Annotated in this window: 14 protein-coding genes; 9 read left to right on the forward strand and 5 right to left on the reverse strand. The window is 72.6% G+C overall.

Annotation, left to right across the window (positions count from 1 at the left end; translation table 11 throughout):
* Positions 1-57 precede the first annotated feature (57 nt).
* Positions 58-2919, forward strand: a complete 2862-nt coding sequence (locus tag ABD269_RS34230; RefSeq protein WP_425573040.1) for a M4 family metallopeptidase — start codon at positions 58-60, stop codon at positions 2917-2919.
* 100 nt (positions 2920-3019) lie between these two features.
* Here ABD269_RS34230 and ABD269_RS34235 read toward each other — a convergent pair whose 3' ends face one another.
* From ABD269_RS34235 to ABD269_RS34245, 3 genes are all read right to left on the reverse strand, one after another.
* A complete protein-coding gene (locus ABD269_RS34235) occupies positions 3020-4177 on the reverse strand; it encodes a GTP-binding protein (protein ID WP_344124411.1) in 1158 nt (385 codons plus the stop codon).
* Positions 4178-4183: 6 nt separating this feature from the next.
* Positions 4184-4354: a 50S ribosomal protein L32 gene (rpmF, locus tag ABD269_RS34240; RefSeq protein WP_301890821.1), complete on the reverse strand. Its 171-nt coding sequence runs from the start codon at positions 4352-4354 to the stop codon at positions 4184-4186.
* Positions 4355-4428: 74 nt separating this feature from the next.
* The gene (locus tag ABD269_RS34245; protein WP_344124414.1) at positions 4429-5661 is read right to left on the reverse strand and encodes a DUF418 domain-containing protein; all 1233 of its coding nucleotides are present in this window, start codon (positions 5659-5661) and stop codon (positions 4429-4431) included.
* Between the two features lie 1043 nt (positions 5662-6704).
* On the opposite strand from ABD269_RS34245, the gene ABD269_RS34250 reads away from it, so the two are divergent.
* From ABD269_RS34250 to ABD269_RS34265, 4 genes are all read left to right on the forward strand, one after another.
* Positions 6705-10751 carry a Pls/PosA family non-ribosomal peptide synthetase gene (locus ABD269_RS34250; protein ID WP_344124416.1) on the forward strand — a complete coding sequence of 1349 codons (4047 nt, stop codon included), beginning with the start codon at positions 6705-6707 and terminating at the stop codon, positions 10749-10751.
* Between the two features lie 57 nt (positions 10752-10808).
* Positions 10809-12173, forward strand: a complete 1365-nt coding sequence (locus tag ABD269_RS34255; protein ID WP_301890825.1) for an aspartate aminotransferase family protein — start codon at positions 10809-10811, stop codon at positions 12171-12173.
* 91 nt (positions 12174-12264) lie between these two features.
* Positions 12265-13560 (forward strand): aspartate kinase, encoded by a 1296-nt coding sequence (locus ABD269_RS34260; protein ID WP_344124419.1) that lies wholly within the window; start codon positions 12265-12267, stop codon positions 13558-13560.
* Positions 13557-14798, forward strand: a complete 1242-nt coding sequence (locus ABD269_RS34265; protein ID WP_344124421.1) for a GNAT family N-acetyltransferase — start codon at positions 13557-13559, stop codon at positions 14796-14798. Before ABD269_RS34260 ends, ABD269_RS34265 begins: the two co-directional genes overlap by 4 nt.
* Before the next feature lie 18 nt (positions 14799-14816).
* Here ABD269_RS34265 and ABD269_RS34270 read toward each other — a convergent pair whose 3' ends face one another.
* A complete protein-coding gene (locus tag ABD269_RS34270) occupies positions 14817-16055 on the reverse strand; it encodes an ATP-binding protein (RefSeq protein WP_344124423.1) in 1239 nt (412 codons plus the stop codon).
* Positions 16055-16732, reverse strand: a complete 678-nt coding sequence (locus ABD269_RS34275; protein WP_301890829.1) for a response regulator transcription factor — start codon at positions 16730-16732, stop codon at positions 16055-16057. The genes ABD269_RS34270 and ABD269_RS34275 overlap by 1 nt, the downstream gene beginning before the upstream one ends.
* Before the next feature lie 140 nt (positions 16733-16872).
* Between ABD269_RS34275 and ABD269_RS34280 the strand changes: the two genes are divergently transcribed.
* Genes ABD269_RS34280 through ABD269_RS34295 form a run of 4 tightly spaced genes read left to right on the forward strand, consistent with a single transcriptional unit; the run spans position 16873 to position 20465 of the window.
* Complete coding sequence (locus ABD269_RS34280) at positions 16873-17373, forward strand: hypothetical protein (RefSeq protein WP_344124425.1); 501 nt, start codon at positions 16873-16875, stop codon at positions 17371-17373.
* A gap of 49 nt (positions 17374-17422) precedes the next feature.
* Positions 17423-18532, forward strand: a complete 1110-nt coding sequence (locus ABD269_RS34285) for a peptidoglycan-binding protein (protein ID WP_344124427.1) — start codon at positions 17423-17425, stop codon at positions 18530-18532.
* A complete protein-coding gene (locus ABD269_RS34290; protein WP_425573041.1) occupies positions 18529-19260 on the forward strand; it encodes an ABC transporter ATP-binding protein in 732 nt (243 codons plus the stop codon). The genes ABD269_RS34285 and ABD269_RS34290 overlap by 4 nt, the downstream gene beginning before the upstream one ends.
* Entirely contained in the window at positions 19257-20465 is a 1209-nt protein-coding gene (locus ABD269_RS34295; RefSeq protein ID WP_301890832.1) for an ABC transporter permease, read from the forward strand. Before ABD269_RS34290 ends, ABD269_RS34295 begins: the two co-directional genes overlap by 4 nt.
* The last annotated feature ends 30 nt before the right edge of the window (positions 20466-20495 follow it).

Below are 20495 nucleotides of genomic sequence, written 5' to 3' on the forward strand. Positions count from 1 at the left end.
TGCGGCGGCGCATCACCGCTTGCATGGCTCCGCTCGGACATGTCCCGGCCGTCGGCCATGACCGGTCGGACATACGCGGAGGGGGAGACCTTGCATCAGCCCACGGCACGTGCGAGAAGACCGAGAGCATCCGGAGCACGGAGCGGCATATCCGGTGCGGCGGCGCTGATCAGCGCCGCCGCACTTGTCGTTTCCGCGGTGCCCGCCCACGCGGCGACGCCGCCGCCACCCGGTCCCGGGGAGGTGCTCCCGGGACGGGACACCGCGACGCCCACCTTGGTGGAGGGCATCCGGGAGCCGGTGAAGGCGACGCAGAGCGCGGCGGACGCGGCGCGCGGGCATCTGGCGGACAAGGCAGGCCGCTACCGCATCGCGAACCCCGGCCGTGACCTGAGGCCCTTGCAGTCCACCGCCGTCGGCGGGTCGGAGACCGTACGGTTCCAGCAGCAGCACCGCGGGGTGGACGTGCTGGGCGGCCAGTACGTCGTCCGCATGGAGAACAAGAACGGCAAGCGGGTCGTCACCGGCACGTCCGGCAAGTACTTCACCGGGCTGAAGGCGGACACCACCCCCGCGATCGACGAGGCGCTGGCCGTCGAGCGGGCGGTCGACGCGACCGTGGCGCAGCTCGGCGCGAAGAGGCCCGGCAGGAACGACGGCGGGGAGGACGGCTCGGCGCCACGGCTGACCGGCACCGACCGCGGGCTGGTGGTCCTGCCCAGGGGTCCGGGCGTGCTCACCCGGCATGTGACGGTGCGGGGTTCGGACCCGGCCACCGGTGAGCCGGTGCTGCACGAGGTGTACGTCGACGCGCAGGCCGGCTATCCGGTCCTCCAGTACAGCGGGATCAGGACATTCACAGGCCCCGGACAGGTTTCCGGGAGCGGGAGTCCGGCCGCGGCGGACGCTTCCCAAGGTCCAGGTGAGGAACCGGGTGTGCGGGGCTCGGGCGTCAAGCTCGACGGGAGGACCGTGGAGCTGGATCTGGTGCGGGACGAGGCGCGCAAGGAGTACGTCATGCGCGACGGCTCCCGGATGCAGGACAGCAGCAAGAACGTCCTCGCCACCTGGGACGCGCGCGGCATGAGCGTCGGCGATACGCAGGGGACGTGGCCGTCCGGCATCCGGGAGTTCGGCTCGGCGGGCCCGAACTTCGGCAAGGAGGCCACCGAGGCCGGCGCCGTCGACGCCCACTGGGCGGCGGGCAAGGTCTACGACTACTACAAGAAGGTCCACGGCCGGAACAGCCTGGACGGCCGCGGCATGACCATCAACTCCCTGGTCGGTGTCGTGGGTTTCGGCGGCACGCCGTACGTCAACGCCTTCTGGGACGGCACCAAGATGGTGTACGGCGGCGGTGACGCGGAGTTCCGGCCGCTCTCCGCCGGTCTGGACGTGGTCGGTCACGAGATGACCCACGGCGTCGTCGAGAACACCGCGAACCTCGTCTACGCCGGTCAGTCCGGCGCCCTCGACGAGGCGATCGCCGACTACTTCGGCAACGCCATCAAGACCGATGCCTACGGCGTCCCCATGGACAGCCCCGACTCGGGTCTGCTGGGCGACACGCTGTGTCGCACGAAGACCCCGCGCGCGTGCGCCATCCGCGACCTGAACGACGGGAGGACCACCTCCAAGTCCTTCCTCGGCGTGGCGTTTGCGACCGACAGCGGCGGTGTGCACCTCAACTCCACGATCTTCTCGGGCGCCCTGTGGGACATCCGCAAGGACCTCGACCGCACGCTCGCCGACAGGATCGTCTACAAGGCGCTCACCGAGTACATGACCCCGCTCGACGGCTTCACCGAGGCCCGCGCGGCGGTCATCGCCGCGGCGAAGGACCTCAAGGCCACGGACAAGGACCTCAGGTCCGTCGAGCGCGCCTTCAGCGCCCACGGCATCGTGCCCGGCTGGGAACTGGCGACGGGCGTGGACTCCGACCAGCTGCTCGGCAGGGTGAACACCACCGGTTCTGCCGTGGGCGCGGGCGGCGGCTGGTGGGCCGCGTCGAAGTCCGACGAGGTCGGGGCCGAGCCGTACTCGGTGTGGGCCGGACGCCTGGACGGCACCGGCGAGAAGAAGCTGATCAGCCCCAACGACGGCCGCTACCACGTCAACCCGGCCACCGACGGCAAAACCGTGGTGTGGCAGGCGTACGGCCGCCGGTCCGTGACGATCCTGGCGCGGCCGCTCGCCGGCGGACCGGTCAAGACCCTGTGGTCGAGCCGCCGCGGCGCGAACGAGGTGCGCGTCGAGGGCGACGTCGTCGTCCTGGAGACCGCGCCGTCCCCCTCCCGCCGTCATGTGGCGTACATGCGGCTGAGCGACCCGACCCGGACCCCGGTCCAGGTGTCGGAGGAACCCGGTTTCACGACGGGCTTCCCGTCGATCAGCCACGGCCGCATCGCCTACGCGAAGTTCTCCCGCGGGAGCCGCGTGCGGACGTACGCCACCGAGGTGTTCGACCTCGCCACGGGCAAGAGGACGCCGATGCCACAGCTCGGCACGCCCGCGGGCATCGGCGGGACCGCCATCAACGGCTCGAGCGTCTTCTGGCTGGCAGAGGAGGACCAGGCGACGAACCGGGCAGCGGTGCGCCGCGCGAACCTGGACGGCACGGGCGTGGTGGACATCAGCCCGGCATCGGGCCCGGGCGCCCTGCCCGCCTACGACCTGTCGGCCTCCGAGGACGCGGTGACGGTCACCGCGGGGCTGCCCGGCGGCCGGAACAGCAACGAGGCACTGACCAAGCTGTGGCAGCTCTCGGCCGACGGCACATACCGGGGCCGGGTCTCCTGCAACCGCGGCGAACAGCTCTCGGCGGCCGCGACCGGCGGCAAGCAGGTCGTATGGATCGACGCCACGACCGGCTACAGCGACCTGGTGACCCGCACCCGCCCGGCCGGCAACTGCGGCTGAGCGGAGGGCGGGCCGTCACCGCGCGACGGCTCGCCCGGCGGGTCCGCGAAGTGCCGGGCCGGGTGGCGCCGTGGCTGCGACCGCCACCCGGCCCGGAGCGTCACGCCGCGTGCTCGTGCTCGCAGGCGGCGTCGGTCCCGTAGGTCTCCCAGGCGGGGAACTCGTCCTCGGCGGGCGCGGGTTCGCCCTCGGCCAGCAGGCAGGCTTCGAGGGCCGCCCGCAGCGCGTCGGCGCGCAGGTCGGTGCCGATGAAGACGAGTTCCTGGCCCTGGGCGGTGTCCGGGCCGCGGACGCCGGAGGGCTCGAAGCGGGCCACCGCCCCCGCCTGTGACCACAGGCCGGTCACCCGGGGGCGGCTGGCCAGCCGGAAGAAGCCCTTGGAGCGCAGGATCCGGCCGAACGCGCCGCTGTCGAGCGCCTCGGTGACGAACGTCCACAGCCGCCCGGGGTGGAACGGCAGGTGCGAGCGGAAGACAGTGGAGGAGATGCCGTACTCCTCCGTCTCCGGCACATGGTCGCCGTTGATCTCCCTGACCCAGCCGGGGGCCTGCTGGGCGCGTTCGAGGTCGAAGAGGTTGGTGCCCAGGACCTCGCGCAGGGCCACGCGTCCACGGGTGGCGGGCACGATCCGGGCGGCCGGGTTGAGCCGGGAGAGCATCGCCCCGAGCCGGCCGGCCGCGGCCGCGTCGACCAGGTCGAGCTTGTTGAGGACGATGACGTCGGCGAACTCGACCTGGTCCATCAGCAGGTCGCTGACGGTGCGTTCGTCGTCCTCGTACTGGTCGAGCCCGCGTTCGGCGAGTTCGTCCCCGCTCGCGAGTTCGGGCAGGAAGCCCGCGGCGTCGACGACGGTGACCATCGTGTCGAGACGGGCGAGGTCGCCGAGGGTGGCGCCGTCGTCGCGGGGGAAGGAGAACGTGGCGGCGACGGGCATCGGCTCGGAGATGCCGCTCGACTCGATGAGCAAGTGGTCGAAGCGGCCCTCGCGGGCCAGTCGGCCGACCTCTTCCAGCAGGTCGTCGCGCAGCGTGCAGCAGATACAGCCGTTGGTCATCTCGACCAGCCGCTCCTCGGTGCGGGAGAGTGCGGCCTCGCCGCCGCGCACGAGCGCGGCGTCGATGTTGACCTCGCTCATGTCGTTGACGATCACCGCGACCCGCAGCCCCTCGCGGTTGGCGAGCACGTGGTTGAGCAGGGTGGTCTTCCCCGCGCCGAGGAACCCGGACAGGACGGTCACGGGCAGGCGGGCGTGTGCCATCGCGGTTCAGCCCTCGGGGTGCAGCAGGCCGCGTTCGTACGCCTTCACGAGCCGCTGCGGGACCTGGTACACCGATCCGTCGATCGTCACGGGGACGAGCTGCGGGGTGGCGGCCTTCCATTGGGCGCGGCGGTGGCGGGTGTTGCTGCGGGACATCTTGCGCTTCGGGACGGCCATGGGGCGCTCCTGGGTGAGGTGGGCGTCGTCCCGCAGAGGCTATATGGAAATGGATCCCATTTCCAACTCAACGTCTACCGGACGAGCCGGGCTGCCTTGGTGGCGCCGTTCAGGAGGTATTCCAGTGGTCCCCGCCGGAAGTGGCGCGACCAGGCGAGGGCCAGGAGGGCGGCGGCCGCGATGAAGCCGAGCAGCACGGGCAGCGGCGAGCCGGGCACGTCCTCGATGCCGAGGGCCCAGATGCCGACGATGTTGAGCACGTAGGCGGTCAGCGACATGGCACCGATCGCGATGACCGGCCTGGCCAGCCGGCGGACGCGGGGCAGCCCGTCGGCGGCCGCGAGGCAGGCCGCGAGGCAGGCGACGGCGACGCCGGTGCTGCCCAGGATCGACAGAGTCGTCTCGCTGTGAGGTGAGGCCACCAGCAGCCACGCGGGCGTGCCACCTGACGGGTCGCCCGCGGTGTCGGACCACCAGAGCGACATGACGGAGCCTGTGGTCCCGGTCGCGCCGATGGCGTCGGCGGCCCCGGGGAGGAGGTGCAGGGCCAGCCAGGAACCCCCGTAGCCGAGGACGGCGAGGGCGCCGCCGGTGAGGGCGAGCCGGAGCCGGACGGCGGCCGAGGCGAGGTCGAGCCGGGCGACGGCCATCCCGGCGATGACGAAGGGCATCCAGGTCAGCACCGGATAGGCGCCGGTGAAGAGGAGTTCGAGGAAACCGCCCGTGCCGCTGATCCGGGCGAGCGGGTCGTGGTGGAGCACGGCCGGCGCCCAGCCGCCCGTGCGGATCGAGCGCTGTATCAGGTAGAGCACCTGCGGCAGGACGAGCGCGCCGGCGGCGGCGATGACGGCGAGCGTCCCGGCGCGCAGCCCGCGCAGCGGGAGGGCGAGCACGAAGTACAGCGCGTAGAAGGCCAGGATCACGTCGACCGGGGTGCCGGTCATCGTGAGCGCGGTGCCCAGCGTGAGCAGGACGGCGGAGCGGATCAGGATCCTGGTGACCGCCTGCCGGCCGGCGCGCCCGGTGCGGGGCGTGCGGCGGCCGGTGATGAGCAGGAGCGAGAACCCGGCGAGGAAGGCGAAGAGCGCCGAGGCCCGGCCGTGGGACAACTCCATGAGGAAGCCGACGGGCCCGCCGTCCGAGGGGTCGGGGCCGACGTGGGCGGCGTACATCCCGAGGACCGCCAGGCCGCGCGCGAGGTCCACCCCGGCCAGCCGGGCCGTGGACGGCGGCGCGGCCCGGTCCTGCGGCGGGTCCGTGGGAGGGGCCTGGGCCGTCCGTCCGGCGGGGGAAGCGTTCTGTGTCATGGCTCCAGCGTCGGTCGGAGGGGCGTCCGGAGGGCAACGCTTCCCGGTTGATTTGAGGGCGAGTTGGGGGACCGATGACCTCTTCGTGGGCGGGCCCGCGCGGCGCGGTTCCCCGCTGCGGGAGGGGGCGGATCGAGGGTCCCGGAGGCGCCTTCCACGGCCCCATTGACAAGGGAACAGCAAGGTGCGGGAAAGCAGAGGGGTAATCGAGAGCCAGACTTTGCACGGCTGAAACGCCCCACGAAGGCATCGGGCGAAGCCACGACGGCGCTGAATGGCCGGTTTTCCGGCTTGACTTGTCGTCGGGGCGGTGGCTGTGCGTCGCCGCAGGGGGCCCGCTCCGCCGCTCTCCGGTCTCCCGTGTCCGGTCGCCGCGGTGTCCGCATGGGGCCCGTGGGCGACCGGCCGGCCGGGCAGTGGTATACGGACGCCGGGTCGCGGCATTCGGACGGAAGGCCGCGTCGGGAGGGGGCCGGAGTCCGCTGCCGGAGTGGCGCGTTCACATTGGTCCAGCGGGCGCGACTACGCCGGGAGCCGAAGGGGAAGAGATGCTTCCGAGGGGCTGAGCGGTGGTCGTCCTCCCGACCCGTCCCACCGTGCTGCGGTGACGTTCCGTGGGCACGGGCCGATGGCAACGGGCCAGCCCACGTTGGCGCATATGCAGCTGTTCGCCTCGGCTGGCCGAACCTAGTTTTCGTTTCGCCTAAACGTGTGGCCTACGCGAAAAGGGCATGGCCGGAACGTCGTAACAGGCAGGAGAGCGTGATGCTCTGAGTCGGAATGATCACGACGCCCGCCGGTGTTCGCCGGGCCCTTTTTCATCGGGATATCCGGACATCGGCGCAAGACCGAGGCGAATGACCGTTGCCGGACCGCGAGCGCGGCCCGGCCGTCACCGACGGCGACTTGTCGAGCGGGGGAATTCATCTGCTCCGCACCACTTCGGAGGCCTGATGATGCCTGCTCACCGCCGTTCACCGTCGTTCGCCGCGGAGCAGCAATAAAGCAACCACATTGCAGAAGTTTTGGAACAGGGAGAGGTTATGCCAGAGGTGAGATCGGCTCCCGGCGCCGCGCGGCCGGACGATTTTCCGGGAGTATCGCCGCCCGCCTCCGCGAACGACGAGCCGCCCGTCCGGACGTTGTCGCAATATTTCGAACGGACTTGTGACAGACAGCCGGACCGTACGGCCGTCGTCTGCGAAGGCGAGCAGCTCGGTTATGCGGAGCTCGACCGCCGCGCCAACCGGCTGGCGCACCTGCTGCGCTCACGCGGCGTGACCCAGGGCAGCACGGTGGGAATCCTGCTCGAACGGTCCGTCGAGACGTATGTCGCCCTGCTCGGGGTGCTCAAGACCGGGGCCGCCTACGTCCCGCTCGACCCGTCGTTTCCCGCCGAGCGGCTGGCCTTCATCGCCCGGGACGCGGAGCTGAGCGATCTCGTGACGGCGTCGGGGATGCGCGGACGCACCCGGCAGTTGCCCTGCCCCGTCCTGGAACTCGACCGGAGCCAACCGGAACTGGCCATTCAGTCCGTCGGCCGCCTCGATGTCGACATCCCGCCATCATCGGTCGTCTATGTCATCTACACCTCCGGCACCACCGGCCGGCCCAAGGGCGTCGCGGTCTCCCACGCCAACATCGCCAACTTCCTGCGCGTGGCCACCCCGATCTACCAAGTGCGCGGCGAGGACCGCGTCTACCAGGGGCTCTCGATCGCCTTCGACTTCTCGGTCGAGGAGATCTGGCCGGCCTGGATCGCGGGCGCGACCCTGGTGGCGGGGCCGACCGACGCCCGCCGCGTCGGGCAGGGGCTCAGCGACTTCCTCATCGAGCAGGCGATCACCGTCCTGTGCTGCGTGCCGACCCTGCTGACGACGCTGGAGGCCGAAGTGCCCTCCCTGCGGAGCCTGCTCGTCAGCGGTGAGGCATGCCCGCCCGACCTGGTGCGCCGCTGGTCCCGCCCGGGCCGCCGCATCCTCAACGCCTACGGACCCACCGAGACGACCGTCACCGCCACCTGTGGCGAGCTGCTCCCCCACCGGCCCGTCACCATCGGCACCCCCCTGCCCAGCTATCGCGTCTACATCCTCGACGACCGGCTGCGCCCCGTCGCCGAGGGCGAGAGCGGCGAGATCTGCGTCGGCGGCCCGGGCGTCGCGATCGGCTACGTCAACCGCCCCGACCTCACCACGGAACGGTTCGTGCCCAACCCGGTCGAGGCGGACCGCGAGGAGGTCCCGCGCGTCTACCGCACGGGCGACCTGGGGAAGTTCACCGCCACGGGTGAGATCGAGTACCTCGGCCGCGTCGACACCCAGGTCAAGATCCGCGGCTATCGCATCGAGCTCGCCGAGATCGAGGAGGTGCTCCGGGAGGACGACGCGGTCGAGAACGCGGTCGTCACGCCGCTCGAACGCGACGGTGTGGTGCAGGATCTCGTCGGCTACGTCACCCTCGCCGACCGCGCGGCGCGAGGCGCCGAGGACGACCTGCGCGACCGGCTGCGTGCCGGGCTGCAGCGCAGGCTGCCCGACTACATGATCCCCTCCTTCGTCGAGGTGCTCCCCGCCTTCCCGATGCTGGCCGCCGACAAGGTCGACCGCGCCGCCCTGCCCGCGCCGGTGTCGCCGCCCCTCACCCGGCGCTCGCGGCAGCACGTACCCCCGCGTACGCCGCTGGAGCGGCAATTGGCCGCGGAGTGGCGGGAAGTCCTCGGTGGCGAGGAGATCTCCGTCGAGGACGACTTCTTCTGCGACCTGGGAGGCCACTCCATGGCGGCCGCCCGGCTGATGTCGCGGCTGCGGCGCCAACCGCGCTTCGAGGGCCTGGCCATGGGCGACCTCTATGCCCGGCCCACCGTCCGTGGCCTCGCCGCCTGTGTCGAGGCCGGTGCCACGGCACCCGCGGCACAGCGGACCGGCGACCCGTCACCGCCGGTCCGGCGGCACTCCACCGGCCGGGTCCTGGCCTGCGGCGTCGCTCAACTCGGCGCCCTGTACGCCTGGCTGCTCCTGCTCGGCCTCCCCGCGATCGTCCTGCTCTACCGGTTCCTCCTCGCCTGGCACGTCCCGGTGCGCGGCCTCGCACCCGGCGGCGCCCTGGACCGCCTCGCGCACCTGAACCTGCCCGGCTTCGTCGTCATGGAAGTCGTCTGGCTGATGGTGAGCCTCGGGCCGCTGCCGCTGCTGGCAGGCCGGCTGCTGATGCTCGGAGTCCGGCCGGGGTGGTATCCGCTGTGGGGCGCCACGTATCTGCGGTTCTGGCTCCACGGGAAGGTGGTCGCCTTCTCCCCGCTGGCGGTGCTGACCGGCTCACCGCTGCTCGCCCCCTGCCTGCGGCTGCTCGGCGCCCGGGTCGGCCGGGGCTGCCACCTGTCCGCCGTCCTCGGCCTCCCGCCCTTCGTGGAGATCGGCGAGGGCACGAGCATCGGCTACGGCGTGCGGATCCAGCCGTACGTGGTCGAAGGCGGCCACATCCGGCTGGCACCCGTACGGATCGGTTCCGGCGCCTTCGTCGGCACCAACAGCGTCGTCATGGCCGGTGCCGTCATAGGCGACCGGGCCTCGGTGGGCGAGCAGTCCCTCGTACCCGCCGACCAGGCCGTTCCCGCGGACGAGCACTGGGCCGGGTCGCCCGCCGCCCGCTGCCCCGCCGTGCCACCGCTCCTGGAGAGCATGGCCGCGGACGCCGACGACCGGCCCTGGACCGCCCGCCTGCTGGCCGGGTACGCGGCGGGGGCGCTGCTCCTCACGCTCGTCCCGCTGCTGGTGGCCACGGTCGGTTCGGCGCCGGTGGCGTATGCGGTGTGGCGGTACGGCTTCGGCTGGGCGATCGTGGCCACGGCGGCGGCCGGGCCGCTCGTGGTGCTGACCACCTGTGCGCTGGTGCTGTTCGTCAAGCGCGCCGTCCTGCCGCGCGTGCGCGCCGGGATCCACCCGGAGCGCAGCGGCTTCGGGGTCCGCAAGTGGATCGGCGACGGCATGATGACCACGAGTCTGACGCTGACGCACTCCCTCTACTCCACGCTCTACCTCGTCCCGTTCCTGCGGCTGCTCGGCGCGCGCACCGGCCGCTGGTCCGAGGTGGCGACCGTCAGCTTCGTCGACCCCGACATGCTGATCATCGGCGAGGGCAGCTTCGTCGCGGACGTCTGTGTCGTGGGCCCCGCCGTCTTCCACCGCGGGCGCGTCGCCCTCGCGCCCGCCGAGGTCGGCCGGCGCAGCTTCGTCGGCAACGGCGCGCTGGTCCCCGGCTCGTGCAGTCTGGGCGAGAACAGCCTGCTCGGTGTCCACTCCCTGGCGCCGACCCGCCCGATCGACCCCGAGACGACCTGGCTCGGCTCACCGGCGATCTTCCTGCCGCGCCGCGAGGCCAGCCAGGACTTCCCCGCCAAGTTCACCTACAGCCCCAGCCGCGGGCTGATCGCGGCGCGGCTGGCCATCGAGTACTTCCGGGTGACGCTGCCCGGGACGCTCGCCGCGCTCGGGGCGCTCGGCAGCCTCTGGGCCTCGGTCCGGCTCGCCGAGGACCTGCCGCCGTGGGCGCTGCTGCTCCTGGGGCCGGCCCTCTTCCTCGCGGTCGGCGTCTCCTGCACGGCGGCCGTCGCCCTGCTCAAGTGGCTGGTCATCGGCCGCTACCGGCCGCGCGTGGAGCCCCTGTGGGGCGTGTGGGTGCGGCGTACGGAGCTCATCACCGGCCTGTTCGAGAACCTCGTCGTCCCGGCGCTGGTGAACTTCCTGACCGGCACCCCCTGGATGGCCCCGGTCCTCCGCCTCTTCGGTGCCCGGATCGGCCGGAGGGTGTGGCTGTCCACGACGTACCTCACCGAGTTCGACCTGGTCGAGATCGGCGACGACGCGGCCGTCGCCGAGGTGACGTCGGTGCAGACCCACCTGTTCGAGGACCGGGTGATGAAGATGTCCGACGTCAGGGTCGGCGCGTCGAGTTCGGTCGGCACCCGCTCCGTCGTGCTCTATGACGCGGAGGTCGGCGACGGTGCCTGTCTGGACGCGCTGTCCCTGGTCATGAAGGGCGAACGCCTGCCCGACCGCTCCCGGTGGCGCGGCATCCCCGCCCGCCCCTGCTGACACCACGGGGCGGCGCCCCGCCGCCCCTGTCCCCCTCACCCCTTTTCGGAGACAGTCATGGCACCCCTCGTACAGCGTGGTACGTGGACCGAGCCGCACGTCGACGGCGCTCTTCCCGGCCCCTGCTCCACCGAACTGCTCGACCGGCAGCAGCGGTGGGAGTCCAACGCCCGTACCTACTCACGGCACTTGCCCATCGCCCTCGCGGAGGGATCCGGCAGCTTCGTCGAGGACGTGGACGGCAATGTCTTCATCGACTTCCTCACCGGCGCCGGAGTCCTCTCGCTCGGCCACAACCACCCCGAGCTCGTCCGGGCCGTGACCACGCAGCTGGGCCTGCTCACCCACGGCCTCGACTTCCCCACCCCGGCGAAGGACGCCTTCATCGAGGCCCAGCTGTCGATGCTGCCCGCCCCGATGCGCGACAGGGTGAAGATGCACTTCTGCGGGCCGACGGGGGCCAACGCGGTGGAGGCGGCGATCAAGCTCTGCAAGATCGCGACCGGCCGCGGCGACATCGTCTCCTTCCAGGGCGGATTCCACGGCAGCACCCACGCCACCCTGTCCCTCAGCGGGCTCCTGGCACAGAAGCGCAACGTCCCCAACAGCATGCCCGGCGTCCACTTCTTCCCGTACTCCTCCTGCGCCAGGTGCCCGGTCGGCCTGGCGCCGGACACCTGCGCGACCAACTGCGTCGAATACCTGGAGCGTTCGCTGAACGACAGCAACGGCGGCGTCCCGCTGCCGGCCGCGGTGCTGCTGGAGATGGTCCAGGGCGAGGGCGGCATCGTGCCCGCCCGCGCGGACTTCGTCCGGCGCGTGCGGGAGCTGACCCGCGAGCTGGACATCCCCCTCGTCGTCGACGAGGTGCAGACCGGCTGCGGGCGCACCGGCACATGGTTCGCCTTCGAGCAGTACGGCATCGAGCCGGACGTGATCGTCGCTTCCAAGGCGCTGAGCGGGATCGGCACCCCGATCGCCGTCATCATCTACGACGCGAAGCTCGACACCTGGGCGCCGGGCGCGCACATCGGCACGTTCCGCGGCAACCAACTGGCCTTCGCCGCGGGCACGGAGGCGGTGCGCATCGTCCGCCGCGACGACATCCTCGGCAACGTGCGCCGGCGGGGCGAGCAGATCGCGGACCGGCTCACCGCGCTGCTGGTCAACCCCTGGGTGCACGAGGTGCGCGGCCGTGGCCTGATGTGGGGCATCGAGCTGGCCGACCCCACGACCGGACAGCCCGCCTCCGCCTTCGCGGCCGAGGTCCAGAGCCGCGCGCTGCGCAGCGGTCTGATCGTCGAGCTCGGCGGGCGCGACGACTGCGTGGTGCGGATCATGCCGCCGCTCAACGTCGAGGCCGACGTCGTGGACACCGCCTGCTCGATCCTCGTCGACGCCGTCGAGGCCGGTCACCCGTAGCCCTGGTCCGCCCCGGGGCGGCCGGCACCGGCCGCCCCACACCGAGCGGCCGCCCACAGCCGGGGCGGCCGCTGGAGGAGGCCCACCCCTCATGGCTCTCATCGTCCAGAAGTACGGCGGCTCCTCGGTGCGGTCCACCGAACGCATCAAGCGTGTCGCCGAACGCGTCGTCGCCACCCGCGGGGAGGGCCACGACGTCGTGGTCGTCCTCTCCGCCATGGGCGACACCACCGACCGACTGCTCGAACTGGCCCGGCAGGTCAGCGACCTGCCCTCGCCCCGCGAACTGGACATGCTGCTCACGTCGGGCGAGCGCATGGCGAACGCGCTGGCCGCGATGGCGATCCACAGCCTGGGCGCCGACGCGTGCTCCCTCTCGGGCCCGCAGGCCGGGGTGATCACCACCTCGGCGTACGGCAAGGCCCGGATCGTCGACGTCACACCGCGGCGGGTCCGGCAGGCGCTGGACCGCGGGGCGATCGTCCTGGTCGCCGGCTTCCAGGGGCTCAGCCCGGAGACGGAGGACATCACCACACTCGGCCGCGGCGGATCCGACACCACGGCCATCGCGCTCGCCGCCGCGCTCAAGGCCGACGTCTGCGAGATCTGCACCGACGTCGACGGCGTCTACACCGCCGACCCCAGGATCGTGCCGGAGGCCCGGCGCCTCGAACACATCACCTTCGAGTCGATGGAGGAGATGGCGGCGAGCGGTGCGAAGGTCCTGGCGCTGCGCAGCGTGGAGTACGCGCGGCGGTGCGGCGTGACCGTGCTCGTCCGCTCCTCCTGCCACACCGGGCCCGGCACCACGGTCTCCGGCTCGGCGGACGACGACCGCGGGGAGCACGGGGACCACGGCGCGATCACCGGTGTCGCCCATGACGTGTCGTGCGCGAAGGTCGCCGTGACGGGCGTGCCGGACCGTCCCGGCACCGTCGCGCGCGTCTTCCGGGCCGTGGCCGACGCCGGGTGCGAGGTCGACACGGCCGTGCAGAACGTGCCGGGGCCGGCCGGCGGGGTCAGGGACATCACCTTCCTGCTGCCCGGGGACGGCGCGCCCGCCGCGGTGGCCGCCCTCCGGGAGATCCGCGCCGGGACCGGCTTCGCCGAGGTGCACCAGGACGACGACGTCGCCAAGGTCTCCGTCATCGGCGGTGGCATGCGCGCACGCCCCGGCGCGACGGCGACCTTCTGCGAGGCGCTGGCCGAGGCGGGGGTGAACATCGAGATCATGTCGACGTCGGAGATACGGATCTCCGCCGTCTGCCGCACCGCGCGCCTGCACGACGCGATACGCGCGCTGCACCGGGCCTTCGGCCTCGACAGGACGCCCGGCACGACGCCCGACAAGACCCTCGACCATACGGAGGCGGTACCGCAGACATGAGCACACAGGCGGCCGCGGCGTCCCTCCGGTTCCGGGAGGTGCCCGAGGCACACCTCGGCCGCGCCCTCGACCACGCGTCCCTCGTCTTCCACGAGAACTACGAGGACGAGCTGCGCGAACGCCACCGCCGGACCCTCCTGCGCTGCGACCGCCTCGGCGCCTACGAGGAGGGCCGGCTCGTGGGCCTGCTCGCCGCGCACCGCCTCCGGCTGTCCGTGCCTGGCGGCCAACTCCCCTGCGCCGGGCTGACCTTCATCTCCGTGGCGCCGACCCACCGCCGCCGCGGGGTCCTCTCAGGACTGCTGGAACAGCTGTGGCGGCACTGCGCCGCGACCGGGCGCCCACTCGCCGCCCTGTGGGCCTCCGAAGCCGCCATCTACGGCCGCCACGGCTTCGGGGCGGCGACGGCCCTGTCCACCGTCGAGATCGACTCGCGGCGGCCGCTCGGCCTCCGCGTCGCCCCCGACCCCCGCCCGCTGCGCCTCGTCGACCCGGCTTCGGCGCCCGCCCTCCTGGCCCCTCTCCACGAGAGCGGCCGGGCCCGCCGGGCCGGGCGCCCCGCCCGCGACCGGCGCTGGTGGCGCGAGCAGATCCTGCCCGAGGAGGACGAGGACGACGACGAGCTCGGCCCGCCACGCGTCGTCGTCCTCGGCGACGACGCACCCGCGGGCTACGCGGTCTACCGCACCCGCGGCGGTGACGACGACGGAACACCCGGCCTCGTCCAGGTCGCCGAGCTGGAGGCCGATACGGCGCCCGTGGCCGCGGCCCTGTGGAGCTACCTCGCCTCCATCGACCTCACCGGCAGGGTGCGGGCCTGGGGGCGCCCCGCCGACGACCCGCTGCTGCTGATGGCGGCGGACCGCGACCAGGTGCGCGTCACCGGGCAGTTCCCGGCGCTGTGGCTGCGCCTGGCGGACGTACGGGCCGCGCTGACCGCCCGCTCCTGGGCGGCCCCCGCCGACCTCGTCCTCGATGTGCGCGACACCCGGATCGCCGCCAACCACGGCCGGTTCCGCCTGGCCGTGGCCCCGGGCCACTGCACGTACGAGGCGACCGCCGGCCCCGCCGACCTGACCCTCGACGTGTGCGACCTGGCCGCCTGCTATCTGGGCGGCACCCTTCCCACCGACCTGGTGCGCGCGGGGCTCGCCGCCGAGCACACGGCGGGCGCCGCCGGCGCGCTCGACGCCGCGCTGCGCACGGCGTATCTGCCGTTCACCGACGACGAGTTCTGAAAACCGTGCGCCCCGATCTCACGCTCCCGGGTCCCGCGCCGGGGGGAAGCGGACGCGGACCGTGAGGCCGCCGTCCGGGGCCGGGTTCGCCTCGGTCAGGAGGTCTGCGCCGTGGGCGCGGGCTATCGACGCCACGATCGACAGGCCGAGCCCCGCGCCCTCGCCCGGGGTGTGCTGCCGTTCGGCCCGCCGGCCGAACGGCTCCAGCAGGCGCGGTACGTCGGCGGGCGGCACGACGGGGCCGGTGTTGACGACCACGAGCTCGCGGCCGTCCGTACGGAGGTCGACCCGGCCGCCGTCCCGGTTGTGCCGCAAGGCGTTGGCCAGCAGATTGCGTACGAGGTGCCCCAGCAGCACCGGTTCGCCGGGCACCGTCACCGGCGACAGGTCACGGTGCACGGTCACACCGCCCGCGTCGGCCTCCTCCGCGCAGGCGTCCGCTTCCGTCGTCACGACGCGGTCCAGCTCCACCGCTTCCGTCGCCTCGAGACCCTGGCCGGAGACCGCGAGCAGCAGCAGGCCCTCGATGAGCCGTTCGCTGTCGTCCGCGACCCCGATCAGCTTGGCGCGGATCCGGCCGACCCGTTCGGGGCCGGGCTCACCGGCGAGGCCGATCTCGGCGGCGGCGCGCTGCACGGCGAGCGGTGTGCGCAGTTCGTGGGCGGCGTTGGCGGCGAACCGGCGCTGGGCGCAGACGAGGTCCTCCATGCGGCCGAGCATGCCGTCGAAGGTGTCGGCGAGCCGCTTGAGCTCGCCCGGCGGCGCCTTCAGGCCGATCCGCTCGTGGAGGTTCTCGCCGGAAAGGCGCCGGGCCGTCTCGGTGATCACGCCGACCGGGCGCAGCACCCGCCCCGCCATCCACCACGCGAGCAGGATCGAGAGCACGGCGAAGACGGCGAGCGCGACGAGGGAGACCCACAGCAGTCTGCTCAGCATGGCGTCGGTGACGGCGGTGGAGAGGTTCTGGGTGAAGGCGTAGCGCTTGACGTCCCCGAGGTCGGGCACCTGGTCGGGCGGCAGTTGCCGCGCCGGTTCCGCGAGCCCGGGGACGTCGATGTCGGCGCCCCGGCCCGGGACCTGGTAGCCGGGGCTGACGGTCTGCACGGCGCCGCTGACGCGTGCAAACAGGCCCTCGCGCACGAGGGTGTACACGAGGGCGACCAGCCCGCCGCCGGCGAGCAGCAGCAGGGCGCCGTAGAGGGCGGTGAGCCGGGCGCGCTCGCTCCCGGGCAGCAGGCGCAAGCGGGGGCGCGGCATCAGCCGCCGCCCTCGGCGAGGGCGGCGATGCGGTAGCCCGCGCCGGGGACGGTCTCGACGGCCTGCGGTTCCCCCAGTTTGGCGCGCAGCTTGCTGAGGGTGACGCGGACGGCGTTGGTGGAGTAGCTGGTGTCCTCCTCCCAGACCTGTTCGATGAGGTCGTCGTTGCTGACGACGGCGCCTTCGGCGCGCAGCAGTGCCTCCAGTACGGCGAACTCCTTGCGGGACAGCGCCAGCCGGTGGCCGTCGCGGGTGGCGCTGCGCCGGGCGGTGTCGACGACGATCCCGGCCCGTTCGAGCACCGGCGGCAGCGCGGGGCGGGCGCGGCGGCCGAGCGCGAGGACCCGGGCGAGCAGCTCGTCGTAGGCGAAGGGCTTGGTGAGGTAGTCGTCGGCGCCGAGGGCGAGTCCTTCGACGCGTTCGCGGACCGTTCCGGAGGCGGTGAGCATCAGGACGCGGGTGAGCAGGCGCTCGCGTACGACGTGGCGGCACACCTCGTCGCCGTGCAGGCCGGGCAGGTCCCGGTCGAGCACGAGCACGTCGTATTCACCGAGGCCCAGCCGCCGGAGCGCCTCCAGGCCGTCGCCCGCCTCGTCGACGGCGAGGGCGTCGCGGCGCAGCCCCTCGGCGATCATTTCCCGGAGGAATTCCTCGTCCTCCACCACCAGAACTCGCATGTGCCCCTCTCTACCGGAAGCCGGGGTTTCGGCGTTGTAAAGGTCCGCGGTTAGGGAGAGGAAATCGCGCTTTCCCGCAGGATCGGCGCCGGGCGGCAGCCGTGCCGCCGTCCTTTCCGCTGCGTGCCGAGGAGAGACCGATGAAACGCCCGATCACCATGACCACCGCGGCGGCCCTGGCGGGCCTCGCGCTTTTCGTCACCGCCTGCACGAACGGCGGCGGCGGCGAGAAGAAGAACGACGCGAGCGAGCAGAAGTCGGGCGGTGGCGACAAGGACAAGTCCAGTGGCAAGGACATGGACGACGCGATCAAGATGCGCCAGTGCCTGCGCAAGCAGGGCATAGACGCGCCCGACCCGAAGCCGGGCGAGGACCCGCGCGGGATGACGGTGGGCGGCGGCAAGGACCCGGAGAAGATGCAGAAGGCGCTGGAGGCGTGCGGCGGCGGGGCCAAGGGCGGCAAGGGGGTGACGCAGGAGATGAAGGACAAGGCCCTCAAGAACGCCCAGTGCCTGCGCGCGAAGGGATTCAACGTGCCCGATCCGAAATTCGAGGGCGGCATGATGACCGGCCTCGCGGTCCCGGACGGCGCGGACCAGAAGGCGTTCATGGAAGCGGCCGACAAGTGCTCCGAAGGCTGATCCGGTGCCGGAGGAAGAGACGGAGCATGCGCCGAAGCCGGGAAAACCGGTGAGGAAGAAATGGCTGCTGGGTGCCGCGGCCGCCGTCGTGGTCGTCTCGGGCGGCGGCTACGCGGTCACTGATCGGCCCCAGTCCGACAAGGGTGGCGCCATGGATCGGAACGACCGGCTGCCGCCGGACACGGCCCCCGTCACGCGCGGCGACCTCAGCAGCGGCACCCAGGTCGACGGCACGCTCGGGTACGCGAAGGAGCGCAAGCTGAACGCGGCCGGGCCGGGGACCGTGACCTGGGTGGCGGGCGAGGGCACCTCGGTGGGCCGCGACGAGAAGCTGTACGAGATCAACGGCAGCCCGGTCCGCCTGATGTACGGGTCGATACCGATGTACCGCGCGCTGAAGTCCGGTGACAAGGGCGAGGACGTCAAGCAGCTCAAGCGCAACCTCCAGGCGCTGGGCCACGGCACGGGGCTCGACCCGGAGGACGGCACGTTCACCGACGGCACGGTCACGGCCGTCAAGCGGTGGCAGAAGTCGCACAAGCTGAAGGAGACCGGCCGGCTCGCGAAGGAGGACATCGCCTTCGCCCCGGGCCCGCAGCGGGTGAAGTCCGCGGACGCGGCCGTCGGCGACGAGCCGGGGCCGGGCAAGCCGGTGCTGACGCTGACCGGCACGGACCGGATCGTGCGCATGAAGCTGGACCCGTCCAAGGCGGGCGCGGCCAAGGTCGGCGACAGGGTGACGGTGAACCTGCCGGACGGCTCGACCGCCGCGGGCCGCATCGATGCGATCGGCACGGCCAAGGACGACAAGGGCGGCGGTTCCGGAGGCTCCGGCGGCCCGGGTGGCAGCGGGGGTGGCGGGGGCGGTGACAAGCCGAAGGTCGAGGTGGACGTGGTCTTCGACAACCCCGGCTCCGTCAAGGCCCCGGACCAGTCGCCGGTGACGGTCGGGCTGACCGGGGAGACCAGCAAGGGCGTGCTGTCCGTACCGGTGAACTCGCTGCTGGCGCTGTCGGGCGGCGGCTTCGGCGTGCAGGTCGTGGAGAACGGCAAGGTGCGCGACGTCCGGGTGGAGCTGGGCATGTTCGGCCAGGGGCGCGTCGAGGTGAAGGACGGCGCCCTCGAGGAAGGCATGAAGGTCGGGGTCCCGAAGACATGACGGACACCATCGTCGAAACGGTCCGTACGCGGATGCCGGCCCGCGTCGTCGAGCTGAAGGGGGTGACGAAGGAGTACCCGGGCGGCGTGACGGCCCTGCGCGGCGTCGGCCTGACCGTCATGGAGGGCGAACTGCTGGGCATCGTGGGCCCGTCCGGCTCCGGCAAGTCCACCCTGCTGCACATCGTGGGCACCCTCGACCGCCCGACGGCGGGGACGGTCGCGATCGCCGGACACGACGTGTCGAAGCTCTCCGACCGGGCCCTGTCGGCGCTGCGGTCGCGGCACATCGGCTTCGTCTTCCAGTCCTTCCACCTCGTGCCGGGCATCAGCGCGCGCGACAACGTCGCCGAGGGGCTGCTCTACTCCGGGCTCCCGCGCGGCGAACGCAGGCGGCGGGCGGCCGAGGCGCTCGGCCGCGTCGGCCTCGGCGACCGCGTCCACCACAAGCCGCACGAGCTGTCCGGCGGCCAGAAGCAGCGGGTCGCCATCGCGCGGGCCGTGGTCGGCGAGCCGGACCTGCTGCTCGCCGACGAGCCCACGGGGGCGCTGGACACGGCGTCCGGCGAGGCGGTGATGGAGCTGCTGCACGACCTCAACGCGGACGGCGCGACCATCGCCGTCATCACGCACGACCACGAGATCGCGGCGAGCCTGCCCCGGCAGGTCCGGATCCGGGACGGCGAGGTCGTGGCCGATGTGTGGAACACCGGGAGGAGGCCGCGGTGACGAGCAGCAGAGAGCAGCGCCTCTCCCCCGCCCGGCTCGCCCCGCGCGACGTCCTGCACGTCGGCTCGGCCGGTCTGCGCTCCCGCCCCGTGCGGGTGTTCCTGTCCGCGCTCGGCATCGCCATCGGCATCGCCACGATGATCGCGGTGGTCGGCATCTCGGCCTCCAGCCAGGCCAAGCTGCTCAAGGAGCTCGACAAGCTGGGCACCAACATGCTGGTGGTCACCCCCGGCCAGTCCATGTTCTCGGGCCAGGACACCAAGCTGCCCGAGGAGTCCCCGGGGATGATCGGCCGTATCCCGGGCGTCGAGCGGGTCGGTACGACCGGGGACGTCCCGGAGACGGTCCGCCGCAGCGAGAAGATCTCCCCGGACGAGAGCGGGGGCATCGTGCCCAAGGCGGTCCGGGGCGATCTCCTGGGTACCCTGCGCGCGAAGATGCGCAGCGGCAGCTGGCTCAACGACGCCACCGCCCGCTATCCGTCCGTCGTGCTCGGCGATGTCGCGGCCCAGCGCCTGGGCATCAGCGAACCGGGCCGCCAAGTGTTCATCGGCGGCCGTTACTTCACGGTCGTGGGCATCCTGGACCCGGTCCCGCTGGCGCCCGAGATCGAGCGCTCGGCGCTGATCGGCTGGGAGGCGGCGCAGCGACTGCTGGCGTTCGACGGGCACCCGACGGCGGTCTACGAGCGCTCGGCCGACGCCTCCGTGCAGGACGTCCGCAACCTCATCCCGCGGACCGCCAACCCGCGCAGCCCCGGCGCGGTCGAGGTGACGGACCCCTCGGCGGCCCTGCAGGCCAAGGCCGCCACCGAGGGCGCCTTCAGCACCCTCCTCCTGGGCCTGGGCGGCATCGCCCTGCTGGTGGGAGGCGTCGGCGTGGCCAACACCATGATCATCTCGGTGCTGGAGCGCCGCCACGAGATCGGCCTGCGGCGCTCGCTGGGCGCCACGAAGGGCCAGATCCGCGTCCAGTTCGTGACGGAGTCGCTGCTCCTGTCGGGTCTGGGGGGACTGGCGGGCATCGCCCTGGGCGCGGCGGCGACGGCGGTCTACGCCGCCTCGGGCGGTCTGCCGTGGGTGGTCCCGCCGTGGGCGGTGACCGGTGGCTTCTGCGCCACCCTGGTGATCGGTACGGTCGCGGGCCTCTATCCCGCGGTCCGCGCGGCGCGCCTCTCGCCGACGCTGGCGCTGCACGCGGCCTGACCCGCCGCGCGGGGGCCGTGTCCGGCGGAC

It is taken from the genome of Streptomyces blastmyceticus, from assembly GCF_039521185.1.
Classification (GTDB): domain Bacteria; phylum Actinomycetota; class Actinomycetes; order Streptomycetales; family Streptomycetaceae; genus Streptomyces; species Streptomyces blastmyceticus.